The sequence below is a fragment of the Pseudomonas sp. HD6515 genome (assembly GCF_024971855.1).
GTDB lineage: Bacteria > Pseudomonadota > Gammaproteobacteria > Pseudomonadales > Pseudomonadaceae > Aquipseudomonas > Aquipseudomonas alloputida.
This window is the reverse complement of sequence record NZ_CP079827.1, coordinates 3,001,186-3,026,923: the sequence shown is the minus strand read 5'-3', so window position 1 is coordinate 3,026,923 and position 25,738 is coordinate 3,001,186. Positions and strand designations below refer to the sequence as shown.

General features: G+C 62.2%; 16 protein-coding genes and 2 pseudogenes. 11 read left to right on the top strand and 7 right to left on the bottom strand.

Going from position 1 to position 25,738, the window contains the following annotated elements; genetic code table 11:
- Position 1 precedes the first annotated feature (1 nt).
- The 4 genes and pseudogenes from KW568_RS14000 to KW568_RS13985 form a co-directional block, all read right to left on the bottom strand.
- The gene (locus tag KW568_RS14000) at positions 2 to 1,429 is read right to left on the bottom strand and encodes a sigma-54 dependent transcriptional regulator (RefSeq protein WP_003253836.1); all 1,428 of its coding nucleotides are present in this window, start codon (positions 1,427 to 1,429) and stop codon (positions 2 to 4) included.
- Positions 1,398 to 2,891 (bottom strand): HAMP domain-containing sensor histidine kinase, encoded by a 1,494-nt coding sequence (locus KW568_RS13995; protein ID WP_004576568.1) that lies wholly within the window; start codon positions 2,889 to 2,891, stop codon positions 1,398 to 1,400. The genes KW568_RS14000 and KW568_RS13995 overlap by 32 nt, the downstream gene beginning before the upstream one ends.
- A gap of 306 nt (positions 2,892 to 3,197) precedes the next feature.
- Positions 3,198 to 3,901: pseudogene (locus KW568_RS31130) on the bottom strand (sensor histidine kinase).
- A gap of 920 nt (positions 3,902 to 4,821) precedes the next feature.
- Positions 4,822 to 5,415: a lytic transglycosylase domain-containing protein gene (locus KW568_RS13985; protein WP_004576566.1), complete on the bottom strand. Its 594-nt coding sequence runs from the start codon at positions 5,413 to 5,415 to the stop codon at positions 4,822 to 4,824.
- Positions 5,416 to 5,600: 185 nt separating this feature from the next.
- On the opposite strand from KW568_RS13985, the gene gspG reads away from it, so the two are divergent.
- The 7 genes from gspG to KW568_RS13950 all read left to right on the top strand — a co-directional run bounded on the left by gspG (position 5,601) and on the right by KW568_RS13950 (position 16,232).
- Complete coding sequence (gene gspG, locus KW568_RS13980; RefSeq protein WP_003253843.1) at positions 5,601 to 6,026, top strand: type II secretion system major pseudopilin GspG; 426 nt, start codon at positions 5,601 to 5,603, stop codon at positions 6,024 to 6,026.
- 11 nt (positions 6,027 to 6,037) lie between these two features.
- Positions 6,038 to 7,228, top strand: coding sequence for a type II secretion system F family protein (locus KW568_RS13975; RefSeq protein ID WP_003253845.1), 1,191 nt, complete (start codon positions 6,038 to 6,040; stop codon positions 7,226 to 7,228).
- 191 nt (positions 7,229 to 7,419) lie between these two features.
- On the top strand, positions 7,420 to 8,661 hold the full coding sequence (gene mexE, locus KW568_RS13970; RefSeq protein ID WP_003253847.1) for a multidrug efflux RND transporter periplasmic adaptor subunit MexE: 1,242 nt from the start codon (positions 7,420 to 7,422) through the stop codon (positions 8,659 to 8,661).
- A gap of 12 nt (positions 8,662 to 8,673) precedes the next feature.
- A complete protein-coding gene (locus KW568_RS13965) occupies positions 8,674 to 11,853 on the top strand; it encodes an efflux RND transporter permease subunit (protein WP_003253849.1) in 3,180 nt (1,059 codons plus the stop codon).
- Complete coding sequence (locus tag KW568_RS13960; RefSeq protein ID WP_003253851.1) at positions 11,850 to 13,265, top strand: efflux transporter outer membrane subunit; 1,416 nt, start codon at positions 11,850 to 11,852, stop codon at positions 13,263 to 13,265. Before KW568_RS13965 ends, KW568_RS13960 begins: the two co-directional genes overlap by 4 nt.
- Positions 13,266 to 13,481: 216 nt before the next feature.
- Entirely contained in the window at positions 13,482 to 14,537 is a 1,056-nt protein-coding gene (locus KW568_RS13955) for a HEAT repeat domain-containing protein (protein ID WP_004576565.1), read from the top strand.
- 78 nt (positions 14,538 to 14,615) lie between these two features.
- Entirely contained in the window at positions 14,616 to 16,232 is a 1,617-nt protein-coding gene (locus KW568_RS13950) for a response regulator (RefSeq protein ID WP_004576564.1), read from the top strand.
- 6 nt (positions 16,233 to 16,238) lie between these two features.
- On the opposite strand, the pseudogene KW568_RS13945 reads toward KW568_RS13950, so the two are convergent.
- Positions 16,239 to 18,304 (bottom strand): annotated as a pseudogene (locus tag KW568_RS13945) (ATP-binding protein).
- 193 nt (positions 18,305 to 18,497) lie between these two features.
- On the opposite strand from KW568_RS13945, the gene KW568_RS13940 reads away from it, so the two are divergent.
- Both KW568_RS13940 and KW568_RS13935 read left to right on the top strand, forming a co-directional pair.
- A complete protein-coding gene (locus tag KW568_RS13940; RefSeq protein ID WP_004576562.1) occupies positions 18,498 to 19,184 on the top strand; it encodes a type 1 glutamine amidotransferase domain-containing protein in 687 nt (228 codons plus the stop codon).
- A gap of 129 nt (positions 19,185 to 19,313) precedes the next feature.
- Positions 19,314 to 20,123, top strand: a complete 810-nt coding sequence (locus KW568_RS13935; RefSeq protein ID WP_004576561.1) for a CSS-motif domain-containing protein — start codon at positions 19,314 to 19,316, stop codon at positions 20,121 to 20,123.
- Positions 20,124 to 20,146: 23 nt separating this feature from the next.
- Here KW568_RS13935 and hppD read toward each other — a convergent pair whose 3' ends face one another.
- On the bottom strand, positions 20,147 to 21,223 hold the full coding sequence (gene hppD / locus KW568_RS13930; RefSeq protein ID WP_004576560.1) for a 4-hydroxyphenylpyruvate dioxygenase: 1,077 nt from the start codon (positions 21,221 to 21,223) through the stop codon (positions 20,147 to 20,149).
- Positions 21,224 to 21,521: 298 nt separating this feature from the next.
- Between hppD and KW568_RS13925 the strand changes: the two genes are divergently transcribed.
- Entirely contained in the window at positions 21,522 to 23,108 is a 1,587-nt protein-coding gene (locus tag KW568_RS13925; protein WP_004576559.1) for a cyclic diguanylate phosphodiesterase, read from the top strand.
- A 32-nt stretch (positions 23,109 to 23,140) separates the two neighbouring features.
- On the top strand, positions 23,141 to 24,028 hold the full coding sequence (rarD, locus tag KW568_RS13920; RefSeq protein ID WP_259538763.1) for an EamA family transporter RarD: 888 nt from the start codon (positions 23,141 to 23,143) through the stop codon (positions 24,026 to 24,028).
- On the opposite strand, the gene KW568_RS13915 is transcribed toward rarD, so the two are convergent.
- A complete protein-coding gene (locus tag KW568_RS13915) occupies positions 23,991 to 25,562 on the bottom strand; it encodes a TerC family protein (protein ID WP_003253871.1) in 1,572 nt (523 codons plus the stop codon). The genes rarD and KW568_RS13915 overlap by 38 nt on opposite strands.
- Between the last annotated feature and the right edge of the window lie 176 nt (positions 25,563 to 25,738).

Sequence of the window (25,738 nt, the reverse complement as noted above, 5' to 3'; positions counted from 1 at the left end):
ACTACCACTGACGCTTGTCAGGCCGGGTCAGCCCCAACTTCTCGATCCGGTAACGCAGCATATCCCGCGACAACCCAAGCATCCGCGCCGACTTGGTCACGTTCCAGTCGGTGCGGTCCAGGGTCTTGCAGACAAGGTCACGCTCCATGTCAGGCAGGCTTGTACCCGGCTCCGGCTCGTGCCGCGGCATTTCGAACATGGCCGCCATCGGCTGTTGCGTCAACGGCTCGTCAACCAAGGTCATGCACAGGTTCAACTGATGCGCCTGCACCACCTCGTTTGGCGCCAGCAACACGGTCTGCTCCAGCATGTTGCGCAATTCACGCACATTGCCAGGCCAGCTATAACCGAGCATCAGGCTTTCGGCCTCGGCCGAAAAGCGCAGGTTCGGCTTGCCATAGCGCCGGCTATGGTGGGCAAGGAAATGCCGCGCCAGTAGCAGAATGTCCTGCCCACGCGAATACAGGCGCGGCACCTTCAGGGCGATAATGCGAAGCCGGAAGAACAGGTCACGCCTGAATTTGCCCTGCTGCACCATTTGCTCCAGGTTACAGTTGGTGGCGCTGATCACCCGCAGATCCACCTTGCGTTCCTTCACCGCACCAATCCGGCGGATGCTGCGGTCCTCCAGCAACTTGAGCAGCTTGGCCTGCAGCACCAGGTCCATTTCGCCGATCTCGTCAAGGAACAGGGTGCCGCCATCGGCAGCCTCCACCAGCCCCACCCGGCGCTCCTTGGCATCGGTGAACGCGCCCTTCTCGTGGCCAAACAGTTCAGCCTCAAGCAGGTTGGCAGGGATCGAAGCGCAATTGAACTCGATGAACGGCCCTTTACTGCGCGAACCATCAAAATGCAGGGCACGGGCCACCAGTTCCTTGCCCGTACCGGTCTCGCCTTCGATCAGCACCGGTGGCAGGTCGTCACTGGCCATGCGCCGCTCGGCATCGAGCACCTGGCGCAGGGTGTGCTTGAGGGTAAGCATCACCGGCGACTCGCCGATCAATGCCTGCAACCCGGACTTCTGCGCCTCACGCTCCTGGTAGAACGACAGCGTGCGCTCCATGCGCTCGGTAGCCAGGGCCTTGTCCAAGGTCAGTTTGAGCTCGGCCAGTACCACCGGCTTGGTCAGGTAATGAAAGGCGCCCTCCTTCATCGCCTGCACGGCATCTTCGACATTGCCGTAGCCGGTCATCATGATCACTTTCAGGTCTGGCGCCTGGGCCACCAGGGTACGTAGCAGGTCGTGCCCGCTCATGCCTGGCAACGAGTTGTCGGTCAGCACCGCGTCAGGTTGCGCCCGCTTGATCTGCTCCAGCGCCAGCTCCGCGCTGTGGCACACGATGACTTCGTAGCCCTTGAGGCTGAGGTAGGTGCGAATGTTGTCGGCAAGGATTTCATCATCCTCGACGACCAGGATGCTGTGCTCCATGTTCCCCTCCCGCTGCAATATTGAATGTAAGGCTGACGCGGGTTCCTTCCTCTTCGCGGCTGCTCAGGCTGACCGAGCCGCCAAAACGTTCCATGATGCGTTTAACCAGGGCCAGGCCTACACCGAGGCCTCCCTGCTTGGTCGTGAAGAACGGTTTGAACACCATCCGTTCCTGCTGTTGGCTCATGCCTTTGCCGGTGTCGGTCAGCACGAACTCGGCACGCAGGCCTTCTTGCACATTGACCTGGGCATTGAGCATCCCGCCAGCGGGCATGGCCTCCAGGGCGTTGGAAAACAGGCTGTTGAGAATCTGCGTGAGCTGCAGCGGCTGGCTGACCACCCACTGCACGTCAGGCCCTTCGAAATGGAAGCGCACGCCGTTGCGTTCGATCTGCTGGGCGAAGGCCAGGTGGGTGTCCTCGATGGCCGCCACCAGGTCCACGGCCTCGGGGTCGTCACTGGCCGGGCGTAGCGACACCAGCAGGTCGCGCACCCAGCGCGACATGCGGTCGACCTGGCTGATGATGTCAGTGATGTTCTTCTGCGCAGCAGGGTTGGCGGTTTCCTGGGCAAGTTCGGCGCTGGAGCGTATGTTGGCCAGCGGGTTACGCATGCTGTGAGCCACGGCCGACGACATTTCTCCCAGCGCCACGTAGGTTTCGCTTGCCACCAGCCGCTCCTGCTGCAGGTGCAGCATGTGCGCCGCACGGCGCACGATCCAGAACAGGCCGAAGTAGATCAACGCCCCACCCACCAGTGTCGAGGCCCAGATCAGCACATAGCCGCGCTGGATGCGCCGAATGAGGTCCTGCGGTTCCTTGTAGATTTCCACCATGGCCAGTACCTGCTCACCCTGGCTGTCGAACAGCGGGATGTAGTTCTCGATGAACAGGTAACGCGGTGCGCGCTGGAACTTCTGCTCTTCGCGATCCTCGGCGGCCTTGTGATAACTGGCCGACACCGCCTTGCGCGAGCGGAAGGCGCGCTCAAGATCGCCATCAACTTCTATCTGCTTGCCAATCAGCTCTACGTTGGTGGACCAGACAATAGTGCGGTCGCGGGCATAGACGTTGGCCAGCAAGGTGTCCGGCAGGTGCTCGACATGATCGAGGAACTCGACGCGGGTCGATTCGGCCAAGGCCGGGGTGAACTGCAAGTGCTGCAGGTCCAGCCGCGGGTCCAGCAATTCGCCCATGGTGGTGCCAGGCGGCAATTGCGAATGACGCACTTCAGCCTGGGCCATTGCCTGAATGAACTGCGCGGTGAGCATGGCATCGCGCTGCACGCTGTCGCGCACCACGAAGCGCGTCGAAACGTAACCCAGCCCACCTGCCACCGCGGTAATGATCAACAGGCTGATCACCGAAAACCAGCGCAGCAGGTTGAATTCACGCAAGGGTACGGCCCGTCCGCTGGCGGTCGCATTGGCCTTGTCGGGCGCTTCGTTTTCCAGCATCTGCATCGCGTGGTTCCCGCGCAGGGCGTACGTTCAGAACTGCATCAAGGCCAATGGCAGCAGCCACTGGGTAGCAATCCACCTGGGCAGTCGCAGCTGCCATTTGTCGCGTGTCGCGCTTCACAAACTTCGCTGCAAAAACTCGGCCAGCAGGACCATGCCAAATTAAAAACGTTATTTTTCAGTAGTTTGCAAGAACTTATTAAGAATGATTAGAGGATGATTCCCCACATCTGGGTGATTATCACCCAAAAATAAAAATCCTTTTTATATCAGTACCTTACTAAATTATATTGAGGTAATTTGACATATTCAGGCCAGTCGAAAGCTTAACGAAACCCTCGTGCCATGGCCTTCGCTGCTGCTGAGCCGGACCGTACCACCGAAACGTTCCATGATACGTTTCACCAGCACCAGCCCCCCCCCAGCCCACCCTGTTTGGTGGTAAAGAACGGTCGAAAAGCCATACGCTGCTGCTCTTCGTTCATGCCCTTGCCATTGTCGGCCAGGCGCAAAGTCAGGCTGCGCCGGTTGTGACGTACCACCTCGATACGCAACCGCCCGCCCTGCTCCATCGACTCCAAGGCATTGGCAATCAGGCTACTGAATACCTGGCGCAGCAATACCGGGTGCCCCAACACCTGCACGGCCGGTAACGGTTGCAGGTCCAGGCTTACCCCGCTGCGCGCCAGCGGCACAGCGTAGGTCTGCAGGCTTTCCTGCAACGCCTGCGGCAAGTCCACCGCCAATACCTCGTCGTTCAGCGGGCGCAGTGACTGCAGCATCTGGCGGATCCACTGCGACATGCGATCGACCTGGCTGATGATATCGTTGACCTGGCGTTGCGCCGGGCCTTCGTCGAACGCCAGGGCCAGTTCCGCACTTGAGCGGATACTGGCCAGCGGGTTGCGCAAGCTATGGGCCACCGCCGAAGACACCTCACCCAGTGCCACGTAGGTTTCGCTGCTGATCAGGCGCTTCTGCTGTACCGCCAGCAGCCGTGCGGCGCGGTGCATGATGCCGTAAAGGCCGACATAGACCAGTGCAGCGCCGACCGTGATGGCCAACCAGATCAGGATCAGGCCACGCTCGATGCGTGCGATCAGGTCGTGGGGCTCCTTGTAAATCTCGACCATCGCGGTGACCCGATCGCCATCGGCATCGAACAGCGGAATGTAGTTCTCGATGAACAACTGCTTGGGCGGGGTGATGAACTTCTGCTCGGCGCGGGCCTGTTCGAAATTGTGGTAGCTGGCCGAGACCCGCATCTTGTACTCGAAAGCCCGACTCAGGTCTTCGTCGCCTTCGATCAGCTTGCCGATCAGTGCCGGGTTGGTGGACCAGATCACTGTATGGTCCAAAGCATAAATATTGGCCAGCAGCATATCGGGCAGGTGAGCGATATGGTCGAGGAACTCGCCGCGGGCCTTGCGTCGGGCTTGCGGGTCGACGTCGGGCAAGTTATTGCGGTCGGTGCGCGGATCGAGCAGTTCGCCCATGGTCCGCACATTGGGGATCGACACATGGCGCACTTCGGCATCGGCAATGGAGGTTATGAACTGTGCGGTGAGTAACGCATCACGCTCGACGCTCTCGTCGATGATGAAGCGGCTGGAAATCAGCCCCAGCCCGGCCGCCACCGAGAGAATGATGGCCAGACTGACCCAGGCATACCAGCGCAGCAGGTTGAATGGCTTGCGCGGGGCGGCCAACTCGCTACCGGCTGGCACGTCAAGAGTGACGGAACGAGGGGCGGCGTCCATAACGGACTCCTCAGCTGGGCACCTTCAGAAGGTTATAGCCCAGACTTGGGGAAACTATAGTATTAAATTGATGGCATCCGCCGAAGGGTATTTATTCGCCCTGACTTCACCTACCCAAAACAGCTTGAGGGTGGCGCCGCCCCTGCGGGAATGCTTGAGCTGCACGCCCGCTGTTACAAAGACGAATCATCCGTCAACCCTTGCAACTTTCGATACTCGCGCAGCACCGTGGGCACATAGCGCCGGGTCTCGGCAAACGGCGGCACGGCACCGCGCCGCAGTACAGCATCCGGGCCAGCGTTGTAGGCCGCCACGGCCAAGGTGATGTCGTTGTCGAACAGGGTGAGCATCTGCTTGAGGTAGCGTGCCCCGCCCTGCACATTGTCCTCCGGGTCCAGGCGGTCTTGCACCCCCATCTCGCGGGCGGTGTCCGGCATCAGTTGCATCAACCCCACTGCACCCGCCCGCGAACGGGCTTTGGGGTTGTAGCCGGACTCGGCCTTGATCACCGCGTGCAGCAGCGCCGGCGGCAGGTTGTGGAGGCGCGCAGCCGTGGCGACTACCTCGGCGTAAGGGCGGCCGGTGATCATCTGCGCTTTGACCGGCCCGCCCTGGGCCAGCGGCTCGCTGATCACCTTCTCATAGTGTCGCCCTGGTCGATGGACATTGGTCAGTACGTAGCCACCCTTGGCATCGATTGAGATGTACACATCGGCCTGGGCAGCACCTGCCGCCAGCCAGATCAAACCGAGGATGAGTCCACGCATGCCGGTCGCCTCTTCGTCGTGGCCCCCGATGTGGGGGAAATGCCCCGGAAAACCCGAGGACATTCACCACGACGCAAGCACTGTGCCGCTTCCTGTGCCGCATGGCGCAAGGCCCCAAGGCAGACGTGCACGGCTGTTGCATGGTGCATGTCAACGCTTGTCCCCATGCAGTGGAGGGTTTCACCATGCAGCGCAGAACCAACCCGCAACGTGGCTTCACTCTGCTTGAACTCCTTGTGGTACTGGTAGTACTCGGCCTGCTGGCCGGCATCGTCGCCCCCAAATACTTCAGTCAGCTAGGCCGCTCCGAGGCCAAGGTAGCGCGGGCGCAGATCGAGGGGCTGAGCAAGGCCCTGGACTTGTACCGTCTGGAGGTCGGCCACTACCCCAACAGCGAACAAGGTTTGCAGGCGCTGGTGGTCGCGCCCAGTGGCGAGGCTCGCTGGACCGGCCCGTACCTGCAGAAGGCCGTGCCGCAAGACCCGTGGGGCCGCCCTTATATCTACCGGCAACCTGGCGAGAACGGCGGTGAGTACGACCTGCTGTCGATGGGCAAGGACGGCCAGCCGGGTGGCGATGGCGAAAACGCTGAAATTACCAGCTGGCAGTAAGGAGAGCGGCCATGCGCTACAGCCTCAAGGCCCTGGGTAGGCAGGGCGTGGTGCAGTTGCAGATCGACGCCGAGGACGCCGACCAGGCCCGCCGCCAGGCCGAAGACCAAGGCCTGCGTGTGCTCAGCCTGCGCAGCAGCGGCGGCACCCTGCGCGGCATGGCCTGGCGCCGTGAAGCGGCGTTCGACCTGGTGCTGTTCAGCCAGGAACTGTCAACCTTGCTCAATGCCGGCCTGCCGCTGATTGACGCACTGGAAAGCCTGGCGGAGAAGAGCCCCGCAGCGACAGCGCGCAAGGTGCTCGCCGAGCTGGTGCGCCAGCTGTACGAGGGCCGCTCGCTGTCCCAGGCGCTGGGCCAGCAACCGCGGGTATTCCCGCCGCTGTATGTGGCGCTGGTGCAGTCCAGCGAACGCACCGGTGCTCTGGGCGACGCCCTCACCCGCTACATCAGCTATCGCCAGCGCCTGGACCTGGTCCGGCAGAAGCTGGTGGGTGCCTCGGTCTACCCATTACTGCTGTTGCTGGTGGGAGGCGGTGTGGTGCTGTTCCTGCTCGGCTATGTGGTGCCGCGGTTCAGCCAGGTGTTCGAGGGCATGGGCACCGAGCTCCCCTGGCTGTCACGGGTGCTGATGCAGGTCGGCCTGTTTCTGCATGCCCAGCAAGCGCCACTGGCGCTGGGCACCGTCGGTGGGGTCGCGGCGCTTTGGCTGCTGCGCCGGCACCCGCGTGTACGGTACTGGGCCTCCTGCCAACTGCGGCGCCTGCCCGCGCTGCACCAGCGCCTGATGATGTACGAGCTGGCGCGTTTCTATCGCTCGCTGGGCATCCTGCTGCAAGGCGGCATCCCCATCCTCACCGCCATGGGCATGGCCCGCGGCCTGCTCGGCAACGCAGCAGCGCAGGGCCTGGAGCAGGCCAGCCAGCGGGTGGGCGAAGGGCTGCCCCTCTCCGATGCACTCGCGGCCGGGCACCTGGTGACACCGGTGTCACTGCGCCTGCTGCGCGCTGGCGAGCAGTCTGGCAACCTGGGCGAGATGCTGGAGCGCTGCGCCGACTTCCATGATCAGGAAATCGGCCGCTGGGTGGAATGGTTCGTCAAACTGTTCGAGCCGCTGTTGATGACCTTCATCGGCCTGCTGATCGGCCTGATCGTGATCCTCATGTACATGCCAATCTTCGAGCTGGCCTCAAGTATTCACTGAATGGCCAGGCCCAGGCTTTCGCGTAACGTAGTGCCCGCACAGGCGGTGCCCTGCGCCCAACCCTGGCAGCCATCGATAGTTGATCCCCACTTATCATTCAGCGTGATATTAACCTTCGTCCCGTTCGATTCGTGCCTCGCGCGCAACACACTCACACTCCGCCCACTACTAATACATTGGCGGAGTTCTCCATGGAACAATCACTCAAACCCTTGCGCTTCCCCCTCGCTGCCCTGGCAGTGGTGGTGATCAGCGCTTGCGGTCGAACCCCCGACGCCGTGCAGGCTCCCGCCGCGCCGAAGGTAAGTGTGGCCAAGGTGATCGAACAACCGATCACCGAATGGGACGAGTTCACCGGCCGCCTCGAAGCCCCGGAAACCGTCGAAGTGCGCCCGCGGGTCTCCGGCCAGATCGACCAGGTCGCCTTCACCGAAGGCGCCCAGGTCAAGAAAGGCGACCTGCTGTTCCAGATCGACCCGCGCCCGTTCCAGGCTGAAGTCCGCCGCCTTGAAGCCCAGCTGCAACAGGCCAAGGCCACCGCCATCCGCAGCGCCAACGAAGCCCGCCGTGGCGAGCGCCTGCGTGACAGCAACGCCATCTCCGCCGAACTGGCCGAATCGCGCAGCAGTGCCGCCGCCGAAGCCCGTGCCGGCGTCGATGCGATCCAGGCCCAGCTCGACCTGGCACGCCTGAACCTCAGCTTCACCCGCGTCACCGCGCCCATCAGCGGCCGTGTCAGCCGCGCCGAGTTCACCGCCGGCAACATCGTCACCGCCGATGTCACCCCGCTGACCAGTGTGGTGTCCACCGACAAGGTCTACGCCTACTTCGACGCCGACGAGCGCGTGTACCTCAAGTACACCCAGCTGGCCCGTGAAGGCCAGCGTAGCCAGAGCACCCCGGTATACCTGGGCCTGACCAACGAAAGCGGCAACCCGCACCTGGGCCAGATGAACTTCGTCGACAACCAGGTCAACCCGCGCACCGGCACCATCCGCGGCCGCGCGGTATTCGACAACAGCAACGGCCAGTTCACCCCGGGCCTGTATGCGCGCCTGAAGCTGGTCGGCAGCGCCCAGTACGACGCCATGCTCATCAACGACGAAGCCGTGGGCACCGACCTTGGCAAGAAGTTTGTGCTGGTCATGGACAAGGACAACAAAGCCACCTACCGCGCCGTGGAACTGGGGCCAAAACTGGAAGGCTTGCGCATCGTGCGCAGCGGCCTGGGCAAGGACGACCGCATCGTGGTCAAGGGCTTGCAGCGCGTGCGCCCTGGTTCGCCGGTAACCCCGGAAGAAACACAGATGGCCAGCGAGCAAACCCTCGCCGCCCTCGCCCAGCAGCGCCAGGCCCTGGAGGCCAGCAACCCGGCGCCGAAGGTGGCGGGCAACAACGTGAAAGTCGCCAGCGCCCAGGCGCCACGCGGTTAAGGGACCCTACCGATGAACTTCTCGAAATTCTTCATTACCCGGCCGATCTTCGCCGCGGTGCTGTCGCTGGTGCTGCTGATCGCGGGTTCTATCTCGCTGTTCCAGCTGCCGATCAGCGAATACCCCGAAGTGGTGCCGCCCACCGTGGTGGTGCGCGCCAACTTCCCCGGCGCCAACCCCAAGGTCATCGGCGAAACCGTTGCCGCGCCGCTGGAGCAGGCCATTACCGGTGTGGAGAACATGCTGTACATGTCCTCCCAGTCCACTGCGGACGGCAAGCTGACGCTGACCATCACCTTCGCCCTGGGTACCGACCTGGACAACGCCCAGGTGCAGGTGCAGAACCGCGTCACCCGCACCCAGCCCAAGCTGCCCGAGGAAGTGACCCGTATCGGTATCACCGTCGACAAGGCCTCGCCTGACCTGACCATGGTCGTGCACCTGACCTCGCCGGACAACCGCTACGACATGCTCTATCTGTCCAACTACGCCATCCTCAACATCAAGGACGAGCTGGCGCGTCTGGGCGGCGTAGGCGATGTGCAGCTGTTTGGCATGGGCGACTACTCGCTGCGCGTCTGGCTGGACCCGAACAAGACCGCTTCGCGCAACCTGACGGCCAGTGATGTGGTCGCGGCAATCCGCGAGCAGAACCGCCAGGTGGCCGCCGGCCAGCTGGGCGCGCCGCCTGCCCCAGGCTCGACCAGCTTCCAACTGTCGATCAATACCCAAGGCCGTCTGGTCAACGAGGAAGAATTCGAGAACATCATCATCCGCGCCGGTGCCGATGGCGAGATCACCCGCCTGAAAGACATCGCCCGGGTTGAACTCGGCTCCAGCCAGTACGCCCTGCGCTCGCTGCTGAACAACCAGCCGGCGGTGGCCATCCCGATTTTCCAGCGCCCAGGCTCCAACGCCATCGAGATCTCCGACGAAGTGCGGGCGAAAATGGCCGAGCTGAAAAAGGACTTCCCGGAGGGGATGGACTACAGCATCGTCTATGACCCGACCATCTTCGTGCGCGGCTCCATCGAAGCAGTGGTGCACACCCTGTTCGAAGCCCTGGTGCTGGTGGTGCTGGTGGTGATCCTGTTCCTGCAGACCTGGCGCGCCTCGATCATCCCGCTGCTGGCGGTGCCGGTCTCGCTGATCGGTACCTTCGCGGTCATGCACCTGTTCGGTTTTTCACTCAACGCGCTGTCGTTATTCGGGCTGGTGCTCGCCATCGGTATCGTGGTGGACGATGCCATCGTCGTGGTGGAGAACGTCGAACGTAACATCGGACTGGGCCTGAAGCCGCTGGAAGCCACGCAAAAAGCCATGAGCGAAGTGACCGGGCCGATCATCGCCACCGCCCTGGTGCTGTGCGCGGTGTTCGTACCTGCAGCGTTCATTTCCGGCCTGACCGGGCAGTTCTACAAGCAGTTCGCCTTGACCATCGCCATCTCGACCGTCATTTCGGCGTTCAACTCGCTGACCCTGTCGCCAGCCTTGGCCGCGGTGCTGCTCAAGGACCATCACGCACCCAAGGACCGTTTCTCGCGGTTCCTCGACAAGCTGCTGGGCAGCTGGCTGTTCTCCCCTTTCAACCGGTTCTTCGACCGGGCCAGCCACAGCTACGTCGGTGGCGTGCGCCGGGTCATCCGCTCCAGCGGCATCGCCCTGTTCGTGTATGCCGGCCTGATGGGCCTGACCTACCTCGGCTTCTCGTCCACGCCGACCGGTTTCGTGCCGGCCCAGGACAAGCAGTACCTGGTGGCCTTCGCCCAACTGCCGGACGCGGCCAGCCTCGACCGTACCGAAGCGGTGATCAAGCGCATGAGCGAAATCGCCCTCAAGCAGCCTGGCGTGGCCGACTCGGTAGCCTTCCCGGGCCTGTCGATCAACGGTTTCACCAACAGCCCTAACAGCGGCATCGTGTTCACCCCGCTCAAGCCATTCGATGAGCGCAAGGACCCGAGCCAGTCGGCGGCAGCCATCGCAGCCGCGCTGAATGCCCAGTTCGCCGACATCCAGGACGCTTACATCGCCATCTTCCCACCGCCGCCGGTACAGGGCCTGGGCACGATTGGCGGCTTCCGTCTGCAAATCGAAGACCGTGGCAACCTGGGTTACGAAGCGCTGTACAAGGAAACCCAGAACATCATCGCCAAAAGCCACAACGTCCCAGAGCTGGCAGGCCTGTTCACCAGCTACCAGGTCAACGTGCCACAAGTCGATGCCGCCATCGACCGGGAAAAGGCCAAGACCCACGGTGTGGCGATTACCGACATCTTCGACACCCTGCAGGTTTACCTGGGCTCGCTGTACACCAACGACTTCAACCGCTTTGGCCGCACTTACCAGGTCAACGTCCAGGCCGAGCAGCAGTTCCGCCTTGATGCCGAGCAGATCGGCCAACTGAAAGTGCGCAACAACCTTGGTGAGATGATCCCGCTGGCGACCTTCCTCAAGGTCAGCGACACCTCCGGGCCGGACCGGGTCATGCACTACAACGGCTTCATCACTGCCGAGATCAACGGCGCTGCCGCCCCGGGCTACAGCTCTGGTCAGGCGGAAGCTGCGATCGAGAAGCTGCTGAAAGAGGAACTGCCCAACGGCATGACCTTCGAGTGGACCGACCTGACCTACCAGCAGATCCTCTCGGGCAATACCGCATTGCTGGTGTTCCCGCTGTGCGTACTGCTGGCGTTCCTGGTGCTGGCCGCCCAGTACGAAAGCTGGAGCCTGCCGCTGGCGGTAATCCTGATCGTGCCGATGACCCTGCTGTCGGCCATCACCGGTGTGATCGTCTCGGGTGGCGACAACAACATCTTCACCCAGATCGGCCTGATCGTACTGGTGGGCCTGGCGTGCAAGAACGCGATCCTGATCGTTGAGTTCGCCAAGGACGAACAGGCCAAGGGCCTCGACCCGCTGGCTGCGGTGCTGGAAGCCTGCCGCCTGCGTCTGCGGCCGATCCTGATGACCTCGATCGCCTTCATCATGGGTGTGGTGCCCCTGGTGTTCAGCTCCGGAGCAGGTTCGGAAATGCGCCATGCCATGGGGGTGGCGGTGTTTTCGGGGATGATCGGCGTGACCGTATTCGGCCTGTTCCTGACCCCGGTGTTCTTCTTCCTGATCCGCCGTTTCGTCGAGCGTCGCCAGGCCCGCAAGGCTGAACACGCTCAAGTGCTGGAGAACCATGCATGAACCTGCTCAAACCCTTGACCCCAAGCTTGCTGGCACTGGCCCTGGCGGCCTGTGCGGTAGGCCCGGACTATCAGGCGCCCGCCACCGAACCTGCACAACTGGGCAGCGATGTGCAGGCCAAGGCCTACGACCGTAGCCGCTTCGAGAGCCTGTGGTGGAAGCAGTTCGACGACCCGGTGCTGAACCAGCTGGTGCAGGCTTCGCTGGACGGCAACCGTGACTTGCGCGTGGCTTTCGCCCGCCTGAAGTCGGCTCGCTCGATCCGCGAAGACGCCGAAAACGACCCGTTCCCGGTGGTCACCAGCCGTGCCAGCAGCGATCTCGGCAAAGGCCAGATCCCCGGCCAGACCACCGAGCGGGTGAACAGCGAGCGCTACGACCTGGGCCTGGACATGGCCTGGGAGCTTGACCTGTTCGGGCGCATCCAGCGCCAGATCGAAGCCAGCGAAGCCCAGGAAGCGGTAGCCGCCGCCGACCTGCAACAGCTGCAGGTCAGCCTGATCGCCGAGCTGGTGGATGCTTATGGGCAGCTGCGTGGCGCGCAATTGCGCGAGAAAATTGCCCTGGCCAACCTCAAGACCCAGCAGGAATCGCGCACCATCACCGAAACCCTGCGCGATGCCGGCGTGGGCAACGACCTCGACGTGGTGCGTGCCGATGCCCGCCTGGCCGGGGTCGAAGCCACCGTGCCGCAACTGCAAGCCGAACAGGCACGGGCGCGGCATCGCATCGCCACCCTGCTCGGCCAGCGCCCTGACGCGCTCAGCGTAGACCTGTCGCCCAAGGCCCTGCCGGCCATCGCCAAGGCGCTGCCGGTCGGTGACCCGGGTGAGCTGTTGCGCCGCCGCCCGGACATCCGCAGCGCCGAGCGCCAACTGGCGGCCGCCACCGCCAACGTTGGCGTGGCCACCGCCGACCTGTTCCCGCGCGTCAGCCTTAGTGGCTTCCTCGGCTTTACCGCCGCCCGCGGCTCGCAGATCGGCTCTTCGGCGGCCAACGCCTGGGCACTGGGCCCGAGCATTACCTGGGCGGCCTTCGACCTGGGCAGCGTGCGGGCCCGCCTGCGCGGCGCCAAGGCCGATGCCGAAGGGGCTCTGGCCAACTACGAACAGCAGGTGCTGCTGGCACTGGAAGAGTCGGCCAACGCCTTCAGCGATTACGACAAGACCCAGCAGCGTCTGCTGTCGCTGATGCGCCAGAGCGACGCCAGCCGCAAGGCTGCAGAACTGGCCTCGATTCGCTATCGCGAGGGTACCGTGGACTACCTGGTACTGCTCGATGCCGAACGTGAGCGGCTAAGTGCTGAAGATGCACAAGCTCAGGGTGAAGTCGACCTTTATCGCGGCATCGTCTCGATCTACAAGGCCCTGGGTGGCGGCTGGCAACCGGAGACAGTGGCCAGCGCACACTGATTCCACTGCTCAACGACTCCTTTGGTTGGCTCCTCCCCCAACCGTTTGCCCCGCAGGCCTTGGCCCGCGGGGCTTTTTTATGTTTGCCATCGTATTCACCCCAATACGCAGTGCATGGAATGCCACCTCAGGCCTGGCGAGCGGCGTGCCCGGTTCGGTTGCATTTACCCCCCGGCTGGCCCAAGCTCTGCCCTTCCCGCCGCCACGGATCGTCCGATGCCCAGACGCAACCGCTACCTGATCGCCCTGCTGTTGTCGATTCTGGTATCGGCCCTGTTCGGCTACCTGTGGCGCGACGCCCCGCCAACCCCGCCGACCTTGCCAGCACACAGCTACGCCAAGGCGCTGCGCCAGGCCCACGATGGCCAGCCCGGTGCCGCACGGGTGCTGTACCAGCAATTGCAACGTAACGACCTGCCTGCGATCCGCCGTGCGGCGCTCTACGATGAGTTGCCCAACTACCCCTCGCCGCAGGCATTGAAACTGGCCCGCCAGGACCTGGAAAATGCCGAGCCGCTGGTGCGTCGAGCGGCCATTGCCAGTATCCGCCGCCTGCTACCGCCAGCGCAGCGCAGCCTGGTACTCGGCCCGCTGCTGGACGACAGTGAGCAAAGCGTGCGTTTTGCCGCCGTGGATGCCCTGCTGGGCCTCGATCCCGACGCCATCGGCCTCTATTTCGGCCCCCTGCAGTCAGCCCTGGAGCAATACCAGCAAGCCCTGGAGCAACAGCCTGAAGATGCCGACGCCCAAGTGCACCTGGCGCGCCTGTACCTGCATGAAAACGACTACACGCAGGCCGCTGCGGCCTTGCAACGTGCGCTCGCGGTTGCCCCCGGCAACCTCGATGCCCTGGCAACTCAGGTACGCCTGCTCGAGCGCCAGGGCCACCACGACGCCTCCCGCCAGGTGCTGGGCAAAGCCCTGGCGCTGAGCCCCGACTCGGCCTTTCTGCAGTATGAGCTAGGGCTTTGGCTGAAGCGCCACGAACAGCACGAGTATGCCTTGCTGGCCCTGTCCCGCGCCGTGGAACTGGACCCGGACAACGCGGATTACCGCTATACCCTGGCGGTCACTCTGCATGAGCTGGACCAGCCCGACGCCGCCCAGAAGCAACTGGAAACCGTGCTCAATCGCCAGCCAGCCAATCGCCGGGTACGGGTGCTGCTGATCCAGTACTGGAAAGAGTCCGGCCAACTGCAGAACGTGCAAGTTTCGCTAGCCGAGCTGGAGCGCCAGAACCCGGACGACCCTGCGCTGCAACAGGGCCTGTAGGCAGTGCCTGGATTCAGTTGAACCCTGAGCCTGCGCCAGGGTCCAGTGGGTATCAGGCCACCCTAAAGGAGAGTCGTTTTGGCCAGTTCGTTGGCGCTGGATGAACGTGCCTTGATCCTCGCACCGCCACAACTGGCGGCGGATACCTCACGTCTGTTGACTTCCGCCGGCATCAACAGCCTCTGCGCGGTCGACCTGGCCAACCTGCAGGCGCGTCTGGCCGAAGGCGCAGGCTTGGCGATTATTGCCGAGCAAGTGTTCAGCCACGGCCCAAGCGCCTTGCTGCAGGCATTCATCGACCAGCAACCGAGCTGGTCGGATTTGCCCATTGTGCTGCTGACCCAGAGCGCCTGGTCGGCCGCTGGCGTGAGTCATCATCCGGTGGGCAATCTGCTATGGCTGGGCGCGCCCTACGAAAATGCCCAGTTACTGCACATGACCCGGTCCGCACTGCGCAACCGCCGGCGACAGTACGTTACGCGTGATGAACTCTATGGTATGCAGCAGCGCCTGGACAGCCGGCCTCCAACGCCGGAAGAAGAGCAGGACCGCGGTGAATTCGCCCGCTGCCAGGCACGCAAGATGGAGGCCATCGGCCAACTGGCCGGCGGCGTCGCTCATGACTTCAACAACCTGCTCACCAGCATCAGCGGCAGCCTCGAACTCATCCAGCGGCGGCTGCGCCAAGGCCGCGGCGAGGGACTGGATGGCGTTCTGTGCATGGGCCGCGAGGCCGTTTCACGCGCCGCCCGCCTGACCCACCGCCTGCTTGCCTTCTCTTCCCGCCAATCGCTGCACAGCCAACGTATAGACCTGCCTACCTTGCTCAAGACAGAACGCCTGGAAGCTTGCCTGAGCCCGTCAATAACCCTGCAAGTGCACGCGGCCAAAGACCTGTGGCCCGTGGAGGCGGATGACCAGCAGTTGCAAGAGGCCCTCGACAACCTGCTGCTCAATGCCAGCGAGGCCATGCCCAACGGTGGCCTGCTACGCATCGAGGCGAACAATCATCACATCGCCACCGAGCAAGCTGCGGACGGCGCTTTGCGCACTGGCGACTATGTGCGCCTGCGAATCACCGACAGCGGCCAAGGCATGGCGCAAAGCACGCTGGAGCACGCCTTCGAACCCTTCTTCAGCACCAAGGCGACCGGCCAGGGCATTGGCCTGGGGTTGTCGATGGTGTACGGCTTCAGCAAGCAGTCCCATGGGCATATCACCCTCAGCAGCGAGATTGGCCAGGGAACCCAGGTGGAGCTGTATTTGCCACGCCATGTCGACCAGGCCCTGCCATCCAGCAAGCCTGTGCCGGCCAGGCAAGACGGCTGCAGCCGACACGTGCTGATTGTCGAGGACGATCCCCATGTGCGCCAACTGCTTTGCCAGGCACTGGGCGAAAACGGCTTCCCCTGCCAAAGCGCAGCCGACGCCAACGAGGGACTGAAGGTGCTGCGCTCGGCACAACCGGTGGATTTGCTCATCACCGATGTGGGCTTGCCCGGCATGAACGGCCGGCAACTGGCAGAAATTGCCCGCAGCCTGCGGCCACAATTACCGGTGCTGTTCATCACTGGCTACGCGGAAACGGCCATGGCCCGCGAAGGCTTCCTGGGCGCAGGCATGCAGCTGATCTGCAAGCCGTTCGAGTTGCAGCAGTTACAGACGCGAGTGGCACAGATTCTAGGCAAGCCTTGAAGCGCCTTACACGTCAAGCATGCGTAGCGCCTCATCGGCAAGCAGCGCCAGCGAAAACGGCTTGTTCAACAATGCCGTGCCCGGCTGATCGAGCAATTGCGGTTCAATGGACTGATCCGCATATCCGGTGATAAACAGAATTTTCTGCTGTGCAAGCTGCATGCGCATGGCCTTGGCCACTTGCCGGCCACTGAACCCACCCGGCAAGCCGATATCGGTGATGACCAGATCGAAAGGGCCGCCATGGCGAAAGCGCTCCAGTGCGCTATTGGCATCGCCCACATCCGTGACGTCAAAACCACGCTCAGTCAGGTATTCACGCATGACCGCGCGCAGATCAAGCTCGTCATCCACCAGCAGCAGGCGCTCGCCCCGTGCCATGCGCTGCGAAAGCGGTACCGGCGCGGGCTCATCCGGAACCGGCTCATGGCACCTGGGGAAAAGCATGGAAACCCTGGTGCCCTGCTCCGGCGCCGACTCGATCCAGGCATACCCGCCCGACTGACGGACGAAGCCATACACCATCGACAGGCCAAGCCCGGCACCACGCCCGAGAGGTTTGGTTGTGTAAAACGGTTCGAAAGCCCTGGCGATATCCGCCGCTGCCATGCCATGGCCATCGTCCTCGACATGCAAGGCCACATAGTCGCCTGGCGGCAAGCCCCCTTCATCCGGGAAAAAGGCGGTCAGCCGTTCGTTGACGCTGCTGAGGGTGACATTGCCCTGTTCCAGGCATGCTTCACGCGCATTGGCACACAAGTGGATCAAGGCATTCTCTAGCTGGGGTACGTCCAGGCTCACTGCCCAAGGTGCAACGTCCAGTTGCCAGTGCAAACGCATCTCTGCCCCCAGCGCCCGCAGCAACAGGGGTTCGCTCAGGCGTAACTGCCGACTGAAGTCCAGTGGCCGCGGGGCCAATGGCTGATGGCGGGAAAATGCGATCAACCGATGGGTAAGGTCCATGGCACGCTGCACCGCGTCGCGCGCAACGTCCACGTAGGCTTCCACACGCTCCAGCCGCCCCTCCTGCAGGCGCCGCTGCAGCAGTTCGAGGCTGCCACCGATACCGGACAGCAAGTTGTTCATTTCATGGCCCATGCCGCCCGCCAACTGGCCAACCACCTCCATAAGCTCACTGTTGTGCATCAGCGCCTCTGCCTGACGCGCAGCCTCTTCACGGTCTGCGGTGATGTCCCGGCCAACCGCCGTCAGCAGGTTGCCGTCAAACCGCGCACTCCAGCGAAACCAGTGGTAGTGACCATCGCGGTGTCGCAGGCGGATCTCCAGCTGCTCCGCGTGGCTGCATTGGAACAGCCCGGACACTGCCAATCGTACTTCGGTACGCTCTGTCGGGTGCACCAGCTCCATCACCGACATTGCCTGCACCTGCTCTTGTGTCCAGCCCAGAATGCGGTACCAGGCAGGGTTGGCAGCATGCAATTTCAATTCAGGGGTGAGCATCATCATCGCTTCGCGCGACAGCAACCAGAACTGCTCTCGCTCGGCCACATGCTGCTCAACCTGGCGTTCAAAGCTCTGCACCTGCTCACGCCAATGGCGGTGGGCCTCGACGCTGGCCGTGGTCTCGATCACCGTATGCAGAAACCCCGCCACGTTACCGAGTTCATCGTGCAGGGGGGCATAACCGAATGCGCACCATAGTGGTTCGGCGCCTTCACTGCGGACGATACGCAGGGGTGGGTCCTCGACAAAATTCGAGTGGCCTTCCAGTGCCTTGAACACCCAGGGGCCCACTGCAGGCCAGATATCACTCCACAGGGTATCGAACGCCATGCCCAGCGCATCCGGTAATGCCCGCAACGCCCGGTAGCCATCGTTATGCACCACACACACAGGTCCGCCCCCCAGACCACCGCACATGGGAAAGGTGACAAATGCATCATGTCCACGGCTATGCGCAACGAAGCAGGCCAGCGCGACAATGGCCCAAGCGAGGTACGCCACCAGTCGAACTGGGCTATCCGCTCCCCCATCGGCTCGATCGATGGCAAAACAGGCGACTGCAGGATGACCTGCGACGCGGGCTCGCGTGGCTTACCGTTAGCGACCAATATCGTGACTCCAGCAATGCTCAGGGTTGACCACAGCGCCGCCAAGCCTGGCACGCTCGCCCGTGGATTTGTTCAAATTAGCACAGCATGTCCCGCACACCATGGCGCACTTGCAGGTGGCAGCTATGCTATTTAGGTTTTCCCTCGGGCCAGGGAGCACCGGCCCATTCAGGTTGCCGATGGGAGCAGGGTCATGAGCAAGAAAATTTTGGTGGTGTTGACCAATACAGCGAAGTATCCAACCCTCAAACGGGCGACCGGGTTGTGGCTGGGTGAAGCCGTTCACTTTGTCGAGAAAGTCGAAAAGGCCGGCTACACCGTCGACTATGTCAGCCCACAGGGCGGTTACGTTCCCGTCGACCCGAAAAGCCTGCATATGGCCCCTGACCTGGACTGGCAGTGGTACGACGACAAGCGCTTCATGACGCGCCTGGGCAGTACCTTGGCCCCAGGGCAGGTGAAAGCCGATGACTACAGCGTCATCTATTACACCGGTGGCCATGGGGTGATGTATGACTTCGCGGAAAACCAGGCTCTGCAAGAACTGGCACGCAAAATCTACGAAAAAGGTGGCATTGTCGCAGCAGTCTGTCACGGCGTTGTCGGCCTGCTGAACATCAAGCTGAGTAACAACTGCCTGCTCCTCAAAGACCGCAAGGTGACCGGCTTTTCCAACATAGAGGAAAAACTGGTCGAATTGAACGACGTAGTGCCTTTCTTGACGGAGATCGAGCTTGTAGGTCGCGGCGGTAATTACAGCAAACATGATGAGCCGTGGAAGCCGTACGTGGTCGACGATGATAGGCTGATCACCGGGCAGAACCCCGCTTCTACCGCCATGCTGGCCGAGGCAGTGCTGAAAAAACTCAAGGGCAGTTAGCTACATCAAGGCGCTCGATTTCCTACCGCTTCAACTGCAGCCGGACTACAGCAGCCCGGTCAGCAAATACATAGGCTCAGGGCTCAGCTGTTCACCACGGACAGTTTCAGAGCGGAGAACTATTAGCCTATGTCGAAAATCATGCACGCGGGGCGCAGCATGGTGGAGCTGCTGCTGCTGCTCATTGCAGTGGCGCTGGTGCCTGTGGTTTCCGGTTTGCTGGTGATGGCTTTCCAGCTGGAAGCGAAACTTGCGGAAAACGCCAGCATTTCCGTTCAGGAGGCGGTTTTCAGCGTCGACAATGCACTGGACAGAATGCACGAGACGGCCCTGCGCACCCTGCCATTTGCAGGGGAATCTTGCGATAACGTCAAAAGTGCCTTGCAGGACCAGGTTGCCATTCGCTCAATGGTCAGGTCGCTGACCTTGCTCAAAGACAATCAACCCTACTGCAGCACGGCTTCAGGTTCGCTGGAGCATTATTCATCCTTCGCGTCGTCCGGCCAGCGAGTCGCACTGTCCTACGGCCCTCCTGATACGCGTCAGAAGCTGCTGGTCGACTTTCACCAGAAGGGTAAAAGCAATAGCGTAATCGTCACCGCCTATGCCATGCAGATTCGCAACGAGCTGGATGGCTTTCTGGATGGGCTGACACTGCTGGTCGAATTTGGCGACCGCTACATATGGAGCAACGGTGACAGCCGTGACCTTGAGCGCCCTTCACAGTCCGAGTTCTTTACAAGCGCAATGTCGGCCAAGTATGGATACACGGTCAAAGGTGGCTACCCAGAGGGTTTCACCGCTCAGGAAATCCGCCAGTCGGTGCTGCAGATCGTCCCCTCGCTGATGCTGGTGGGGATCGTGACCGGCTCGATCGTCTACCTGGCCCTGTTCAGGGCACGTGCCAACAGACGGGGTACCGCCGCCGAACGAACATGACGACGACGGTACTCCAGGGGCGATCAGTCTGTGCTCAGCACGCCACGGCGTACCTGGTCACGTTCGATGGATTCGAACAGCGCCTTGAAGTTGCCCTCCCCGAAGCCATCGTCACCTTTGCGCTGGATGAACTCGAAGAAGACCGGGCCAAGCAGGGTTTCCGAGAAAATCTGCAGCAGCAGGCGCTTGTCTTCGGGCTGCGAGGCGCCATCGAGCAGGATGCCACGCGCTTGCAGTTGGTCGACCGGCTCACCATGGCCAGGCAGGCGCTCTTCCAGCATTTCGTAGTAGGTTTGCGGTGGCGCGGTCATGAAGCGCATGCCCAGCCCCTTCAGGGCATCCCAGGTCTTGAGCAGGTCATCAGTCAGGAAGGCCACGTGCTGGATACCTTCACCGTTGAACTGCATCAGGAACTCTTCGATCTGCCCTGCGCCCTTGGACGACTCTTCGTTGAGCGGGATGCGGATCATGCCATCAGGCGCAGTCATGGCCTTGGAGGTGAGGCCGGTGTATTCGCCCTTGATGTCGAAGTAGCGGATTTCACGGAAGTTGAACAGCTTCTCGTAGAACCCGGCCCAGTAGGCCATGCGCCCGCGGTAGACGTTATGGGTGAGGTGGTCGATGATTTTCAGGCCAGCACCCACCGGGTTGCGATCCACGCCTTCGATGAAGTTGAAATCGATGTCGTAGATCGAACTGCCTTCCTCGAAGCGGTCGATCAGGTAGAGCGGTGCCCCCCCGATACCCTTGATCGCAGGCAGGCGCAATTCCATCGGGCCGGTTTCGATTTCTACCGGCTGGGCGCCCAGTTCCAGGGCGCGGGCATAAGCCTCATGGGCATTGCGCACGCGAAAAGCCATGCCACATACCGACGGGCCGTGTTCAGCGGCGAAGTACGAAGCGATACTTTTGGGTTCATTGTTCAGGATCAGGTTGATGCCACCCTGGCGATACAGGTGCACATCCTTGGAGCGGTGGGTGGCCACTTTGGTGAAACCCAGTATCTGGAATACAGGCTCAAGTACGCCAGGCGTCGGCGAAGCCAGTTCGATGAACTCGAAGCCCATCAGGCCCATTGGATTGTTGAAGATATCAGCCATGTTCGTGTCCTCATCTGCTGCGAAAATTATAGATTGCGTAGGATGTGGAACAGAAACGGCGGTGAGCACGGGATACCGCGCACGCTGCGGGCGAGGAAGTCACCTATGATCAGCTTGAACCCATGGTATGTCATATGGACCCATTCTCGGCGGGCTTGATCCTTCGGAGGTGAAGGACCTTATTGTTGTATTCGTAAATCGATTCTACATTGCGTAAAATGGTTTGTCGCGTTTTAGTTGCTCGTACGCGGCGACAAACGGCTATCCTCTCGTTTTACGCCATGATAGTCAGGTCAGCATGCCCCTTACCGCCAAACGCCGCGCCGCACTCAGCTGGCGCACGCTCTTGCCTTGGGTCGTCGGCGTGCTGCCGGTCATGTGCGGCCTGGCCGTGATGAACTGGCAGGTCGAGCGTGAAATGCAGGCCAGCAGCCACGCCACCACCCGCCAGGCGTTGGAGCACGTCGAACACATCCTCGACAACCTGTCCCGTGCCGCCAATTCGCTACTTCCACTGACTGACAGCCCATGCGAGCAGGTCAAGCTTATGCTACGGGCCCAGGTTACCCGCAATGCCTTCGTGCGCTCGACCAACCTGTTCAGGCACAACAACCTGTATTGCACCTCGCTGTTCGGCGAGTTCGAAGAACGGGTCAATCCTGGCGATTACGTCGACGGCAAGTTATGGCTGATGGACGGCAACTCGGTTACGCCGGGCCACCCGCTGCTGGTCTACCGTGCCAGCGACGGCGACCACGGCGCAATCACCACGGTGGACGGCGACCACCTGCTAACAGCACTGCGCCTGATCGGGCCCGATGAAGAACTGCAAATCCGCGTGGGCGACGCCTGGATGGGCAAGGATGGCGTGGTCCACAAAGGCGTCTCCCCTGCCGCCCCCAGTGCCAACGTGCTGATAGGCTCGACGCGTTACCCTTTCAGCGTGCAGGGCGGCTACAGTGCCGACAAGCAAGGCCAACTGTTGCGCAGCCACTACCCTGGCCTGCTCAGTCTGTTGCTGGTACTGGGTGCCCTGGCAGCGCTGGCGTGCCGCTGGCAGATTCGCCGCGCCACCTCACCGCGTGCCGAACTGGACCGTGCCCTGCAGGCCGATGAATTCCTGCCGTATTTTCAGCCGGTGGTGCGCAAGGGCGATTACCGCTGGGCCGGTGCGGAAGTGCTGATGCGCTGGCACCACCCACGAGAAGGCCTGGTTCGCCCCGACCTGTTCATCCCCTATGCCGAACACAGCGGGCAGATTGTCGCCATGACCCGCGCGCTGTTGACACATACCGCGCAAAGCCTGGCGCCTTATGCCGGGTTGTTGGAAGACGGCTTCCATATTGGTGTCAACATCACCGCTGACCACTGCCGCGACCTCAGCCTGCTGGATGACTGTCGCACGTTCCTGCAGCACTTTCCGCCCGGCCGGGTGGTGCTGACCCTGGAACTGACAGAGCGCAAGCTGATCGAGCCCACCCCGGTCACCCTTGAGTTGTTCGAAAAGCTGCATGCCATGGGCGTGATGATCGCCCTCGACGACTTCGGCACCGGCCAGTCGAGCCTCAACTACCTGCGGCAATTCAAGGTCGACTACCTGAAGATCGACCAGAGCTTCGTTGCCATGATCGGCGCCGATGCGCTGTCAGTGCACATACTCGAGAGCATCATTGAACTGTCAGGAAAGCTGGACCTGGGCATCGTCGCCGAGGGTGTGGAAACCGACCTGCAGCGCGACTACCTGGCCAAGCATGGGGTGGACTTCCAGCAGGGTTACCTGTTCGCCAGGCCCATGCCAGCCGCCCAGTTCCTCGCAGCCTTGGCCACCCGCCCGGGCGCAACGCAGTTGCCGCAAGATGCGCCCCCTGAGATCATGCGCGGCTGATCAACCCGCTAAATTCCGTATTCGAGGCATTCGTGTCAAAAGGCATTGTTTCATCGGTCATGGCGTCCTGCCTGTTCGCTGTGATGTACTTCTATACCTCCCTGCTCAAGCCACTCGATGGCGAAGAAATCTTTGGCTGGCGCACCCTGCTGACACTGCCCTGCCTCACCTTGTTCATGCTTGTCTCGAAAGACTGGAAGCGGGTGGGCGAACTGATGGGCCGGGTAAAACGCACGCCGGTGCTGTTGCTCGGCATGGTCGGCACGTCCTGGCTGATGGGGGTGCAACTGTGGCTGTTTCTCTGGGCGCCCCTGCATGGGCGCAGCCTGGAAGTGTCGATGGGTTACTTCCTGCTGCCACTGGCCATGGTCCTGACCGGGCGGCTGGTCTATGGCGAGCGCCTGTCACGCCTGCAGACGGTAGCCGTGGCCTGCGCCGCACTGGGCGTGGGCCACGAGCTGTACCAAAATGGCAGTTTTGCCTGGGAAACCCTGCTGGTAACGATCGGCTACCCGGTCTACTTCGTGCTGCGCCGACGCTGCCGCACCGACCACCTGGGCGGCCTGTGGTGCGACATGTGCCTGCTGCTGCCGCGGGCGCTGTACTTCGTGATCCAGAGCCCACTTTCCAGCGCTGACCTGCAAGCACACCCCGGGCTGTATGTGTTGGTGCCGATCCTTGGCGCGATCAGCGCGTCGGCGCTTATCGCCTACGTGCTGGCCAGCCGCATGCTGCCATTCAGCCTGTTCGGCCTGCTCAGCTACGTCGAACCCGTGCTGCTGGTGGGCGTGGCGTTGCTGCTGGGCGAAACCATCGGCCCGGATCAGTGGCTGACCTACCTGCCAATCTGGGCCGCAGTACTGGTGCTGGTGCTTGAGGGCTTCAAGCACCTGCTACGTCAGCGTCGCCGTTCGGTGTAAGCCGAACCTGGCGCACCCGTCGCTCTTCAACCGCCTCCACGGTCAGCATCCAGCCATTCCAGGCTAGCCGGTCACCGACCATCGGCAGGCGGTCGAGCAAGCTCATCACCAGGCCCGCAAGGGTCTGGTAATCCTCGGTAGCACGGGCACTGAAGCCAGTACGCGCCTGCACCTGGCTGAGGTTCAGCGCGCCGCTGACCACAAAGCCTTCCCCTTCCTGGACGATGCCCGGGCCTTCAATTTCACTGGCATCCGGCAGCTCACCGGCAATCGACTCAAGGATGTCGGTCATGGTCAACAGCCCGGTGAAGTCACCGAACTCGTTGACCACGAAGGCAATATGGGTCGACTGGCCACGCATTTGCTCCAGGGCATTGAGGATGCTGAAGCTCTCCAGCAGGTTCAACGGCGCCCGGGCCATGCTTTCCAGGTCGGGCTGGCTGCCCGAGAGCAGTTCCTTCAGCAGTTCCTTCTTGTGCACAAAGCCCAGGGGCTCGTCCACGCGACCATCGCGAATCAGCGGCAGGCGCGAGTACGGCGAATTGGCCAGGGCCTGGGCAATGGCGTCGGCCGGTTGCGCCAGGTCGATCACATCAACCTCGGCACGGGCTGTCATCACCGTACGAATCGGCCGCTCGGCCAGGTTCAGCACGCCGCTGATCATGACCCGCTCACGGCGGTCGAACAGCACCTGTTCCCCGCCGCCCTCGACCAGGTCGGCAATCTCCTCGCCGACCTCGTCAGCCTCGACCCGGCGGCCGCCCAGCAGGCGCAGCACGGCATGGGCAGTGCGTTCACGCAACGGCTTGTGCTGTTGCAGGCTGCGCTTGCGACGGGCGCGCGCTAACTGGTTGAACAGCTCGATCAGGATCGAGAAGCCGATGGCCGCGTACAGGTAGCCTTTCGGAATATGGAAGCCCAGGCCTTCGGCGGTGAGGCTGAAACCGATCATCATCAGGAAGCCCAGACACAGCATGATCACCGTGGGGTGGGCGTTGACGAAGCGGGTCAGCGGCTTGCTGGCAACGATCATGATACCGATCGAGAAGATCACCGCGATCATCATCACGGACAGCTCATCGACCATGCCCACCGCCGTGATCACGGCATCCAGCGAGAATACCGCGTCCAGTACCACGATCTGGGCAACGATCGGCCAGAACGCGGCATGGCGCAGCGTGCCACTGGCCTGGCTCACGTGACCTTCCAGGCGTTCGTGCAGCTCCATGGTGGCCTTGAACAGCAGGAACACACCACCGAACAGCATGATCAGGTCACGGCCAGAGAAGCTCTTGCCGAACACTTCGAACAGCGGTGCGGTAAGGGTGACCATCCACGAAATGCTGGCCAACAGGCCCAGGCGCATGATGAGCGCCAGGCTCAGGCCAATGACCCGCGCGCGGTCGCGCTGATGGGGCGGCAACTTGTCGGCAAGGATGGCGATGAACACCAGGTTGTCGATACCCAGCACCAGCTCGAGGACGATAAGCGTCAACAGGCCTAGCCAGGCCGTGGGGTCGGCTAGCCATTCCATTAGCGGGTACTCACGTGGGACACGTCACATGGACGGGAGAAGGATGGCCAGAAAGGCCGAAGACTGGGGGGCTCCGCGAAGGTGCTCATATAGACCTTGATAACAAATTGGGAGAACGATGCTACAAGCACAGCAGGTTTCTGTTGTAGCGCAAAACTATTACAAAACCTGTAACG

Bases quoted from the DNA above. Each gene is read 5' to 3' on its own strand.
- KW568_RS13960 (WP_003253851.1), top strand. From the start codon at position 11,850: ATGAACCTGCTCAAACCCTTGACCCCAAGCTTGCTGGCACTGGCCCTG.
- KW568_RS13915 (WP_003253871.1), bottom strand. From the start codon at position 25,562: ATGGAATGGCTAGCCGACCCCACGGCCTGGCTAGGCCTGTTGACGCTT.
- gspG (WP_003253843.1), top strand. From the start codon at position 5,601: ATGCAGCGCAGAACCAACCCGCAACGTGGCTTCACTCTGCTTGAACTC.
- KW568_RS13925 (WP_004576559.1), top strand. From the start codon at position 21,522: ATGCCCCTTACCGCCAAACGCCGCGCCGCACTCAGCTGGCGCACGCTC.
- KW568_RS13940 (WP_004576562.1), top strand. From the start codon at position 18,498: ATGAGCAAGAAAATTTTGGTGGTGTTGACCAATACAGCGAAGTATCCA.
- mexE (WP_003253847.1), top strand. From the start codon at position 7,420: ATGGAACAATCACTCAAACCCTTGCGCTTCCCCCTCGCTGCCCTGGCA.
- KW568_RS13965 (WP_003253849.1), top strand. From the start codon at position 8,674: ATGAACTTCTCGAAATTCTTCATTACCCGGCCGATCTTCGCCGCGGTG.
- hppD (WP_004576560.1), bottom strand. From the start codon at position 21,223: ATGGCTGATATCTTCAACAATCCAATGGGCCTGATGGGCTTCGAGTTC.
- KW568_RS13975 (WP_003253845.1), top strand. From the start codon at position 6,038: ATGCGCTACAGCCTCAAGGCCCTGGGTAGGCAGGGCGTGGTGCAGTTG.
- KW568_RS13985 (WP_004576566.1), bottom strand. From the start codon at position 5,415: ATGCGTGGACTCATCCTCGGTTTGATCTGGCTGGCGGCAGGTGCTGCC.
- KW568_RS14000 (WP_003253836.1), bottom strand. From the start codon at position 1,429: ATGGAGCACAGCATCCTGGTCGTCGAGGATGATGAAATCCTTGCCGAC.
- KW568_RS13995 (WP_004576568.1), bottom strand. From the start codon at position 2,891: ATGCAGATGCTGGAAAACGAAGCGCCCGACAAGGCCAATGCGACCGCC.
- KW568_RS13935 (WP_004576561.1), top strand. From the start codon at position 19,314: ATGTCGAAAATCATGCACGCGGGGCGCAGCATGGTGGAGCTGCTGCTG.
- KW568_RS13955 (WP_004576565.1), top strand. From the start codon at position 13,482: ATGCCCAGACGCAACCGCTACCTGATCGCCCTGCTGTTGTCGATTCTG.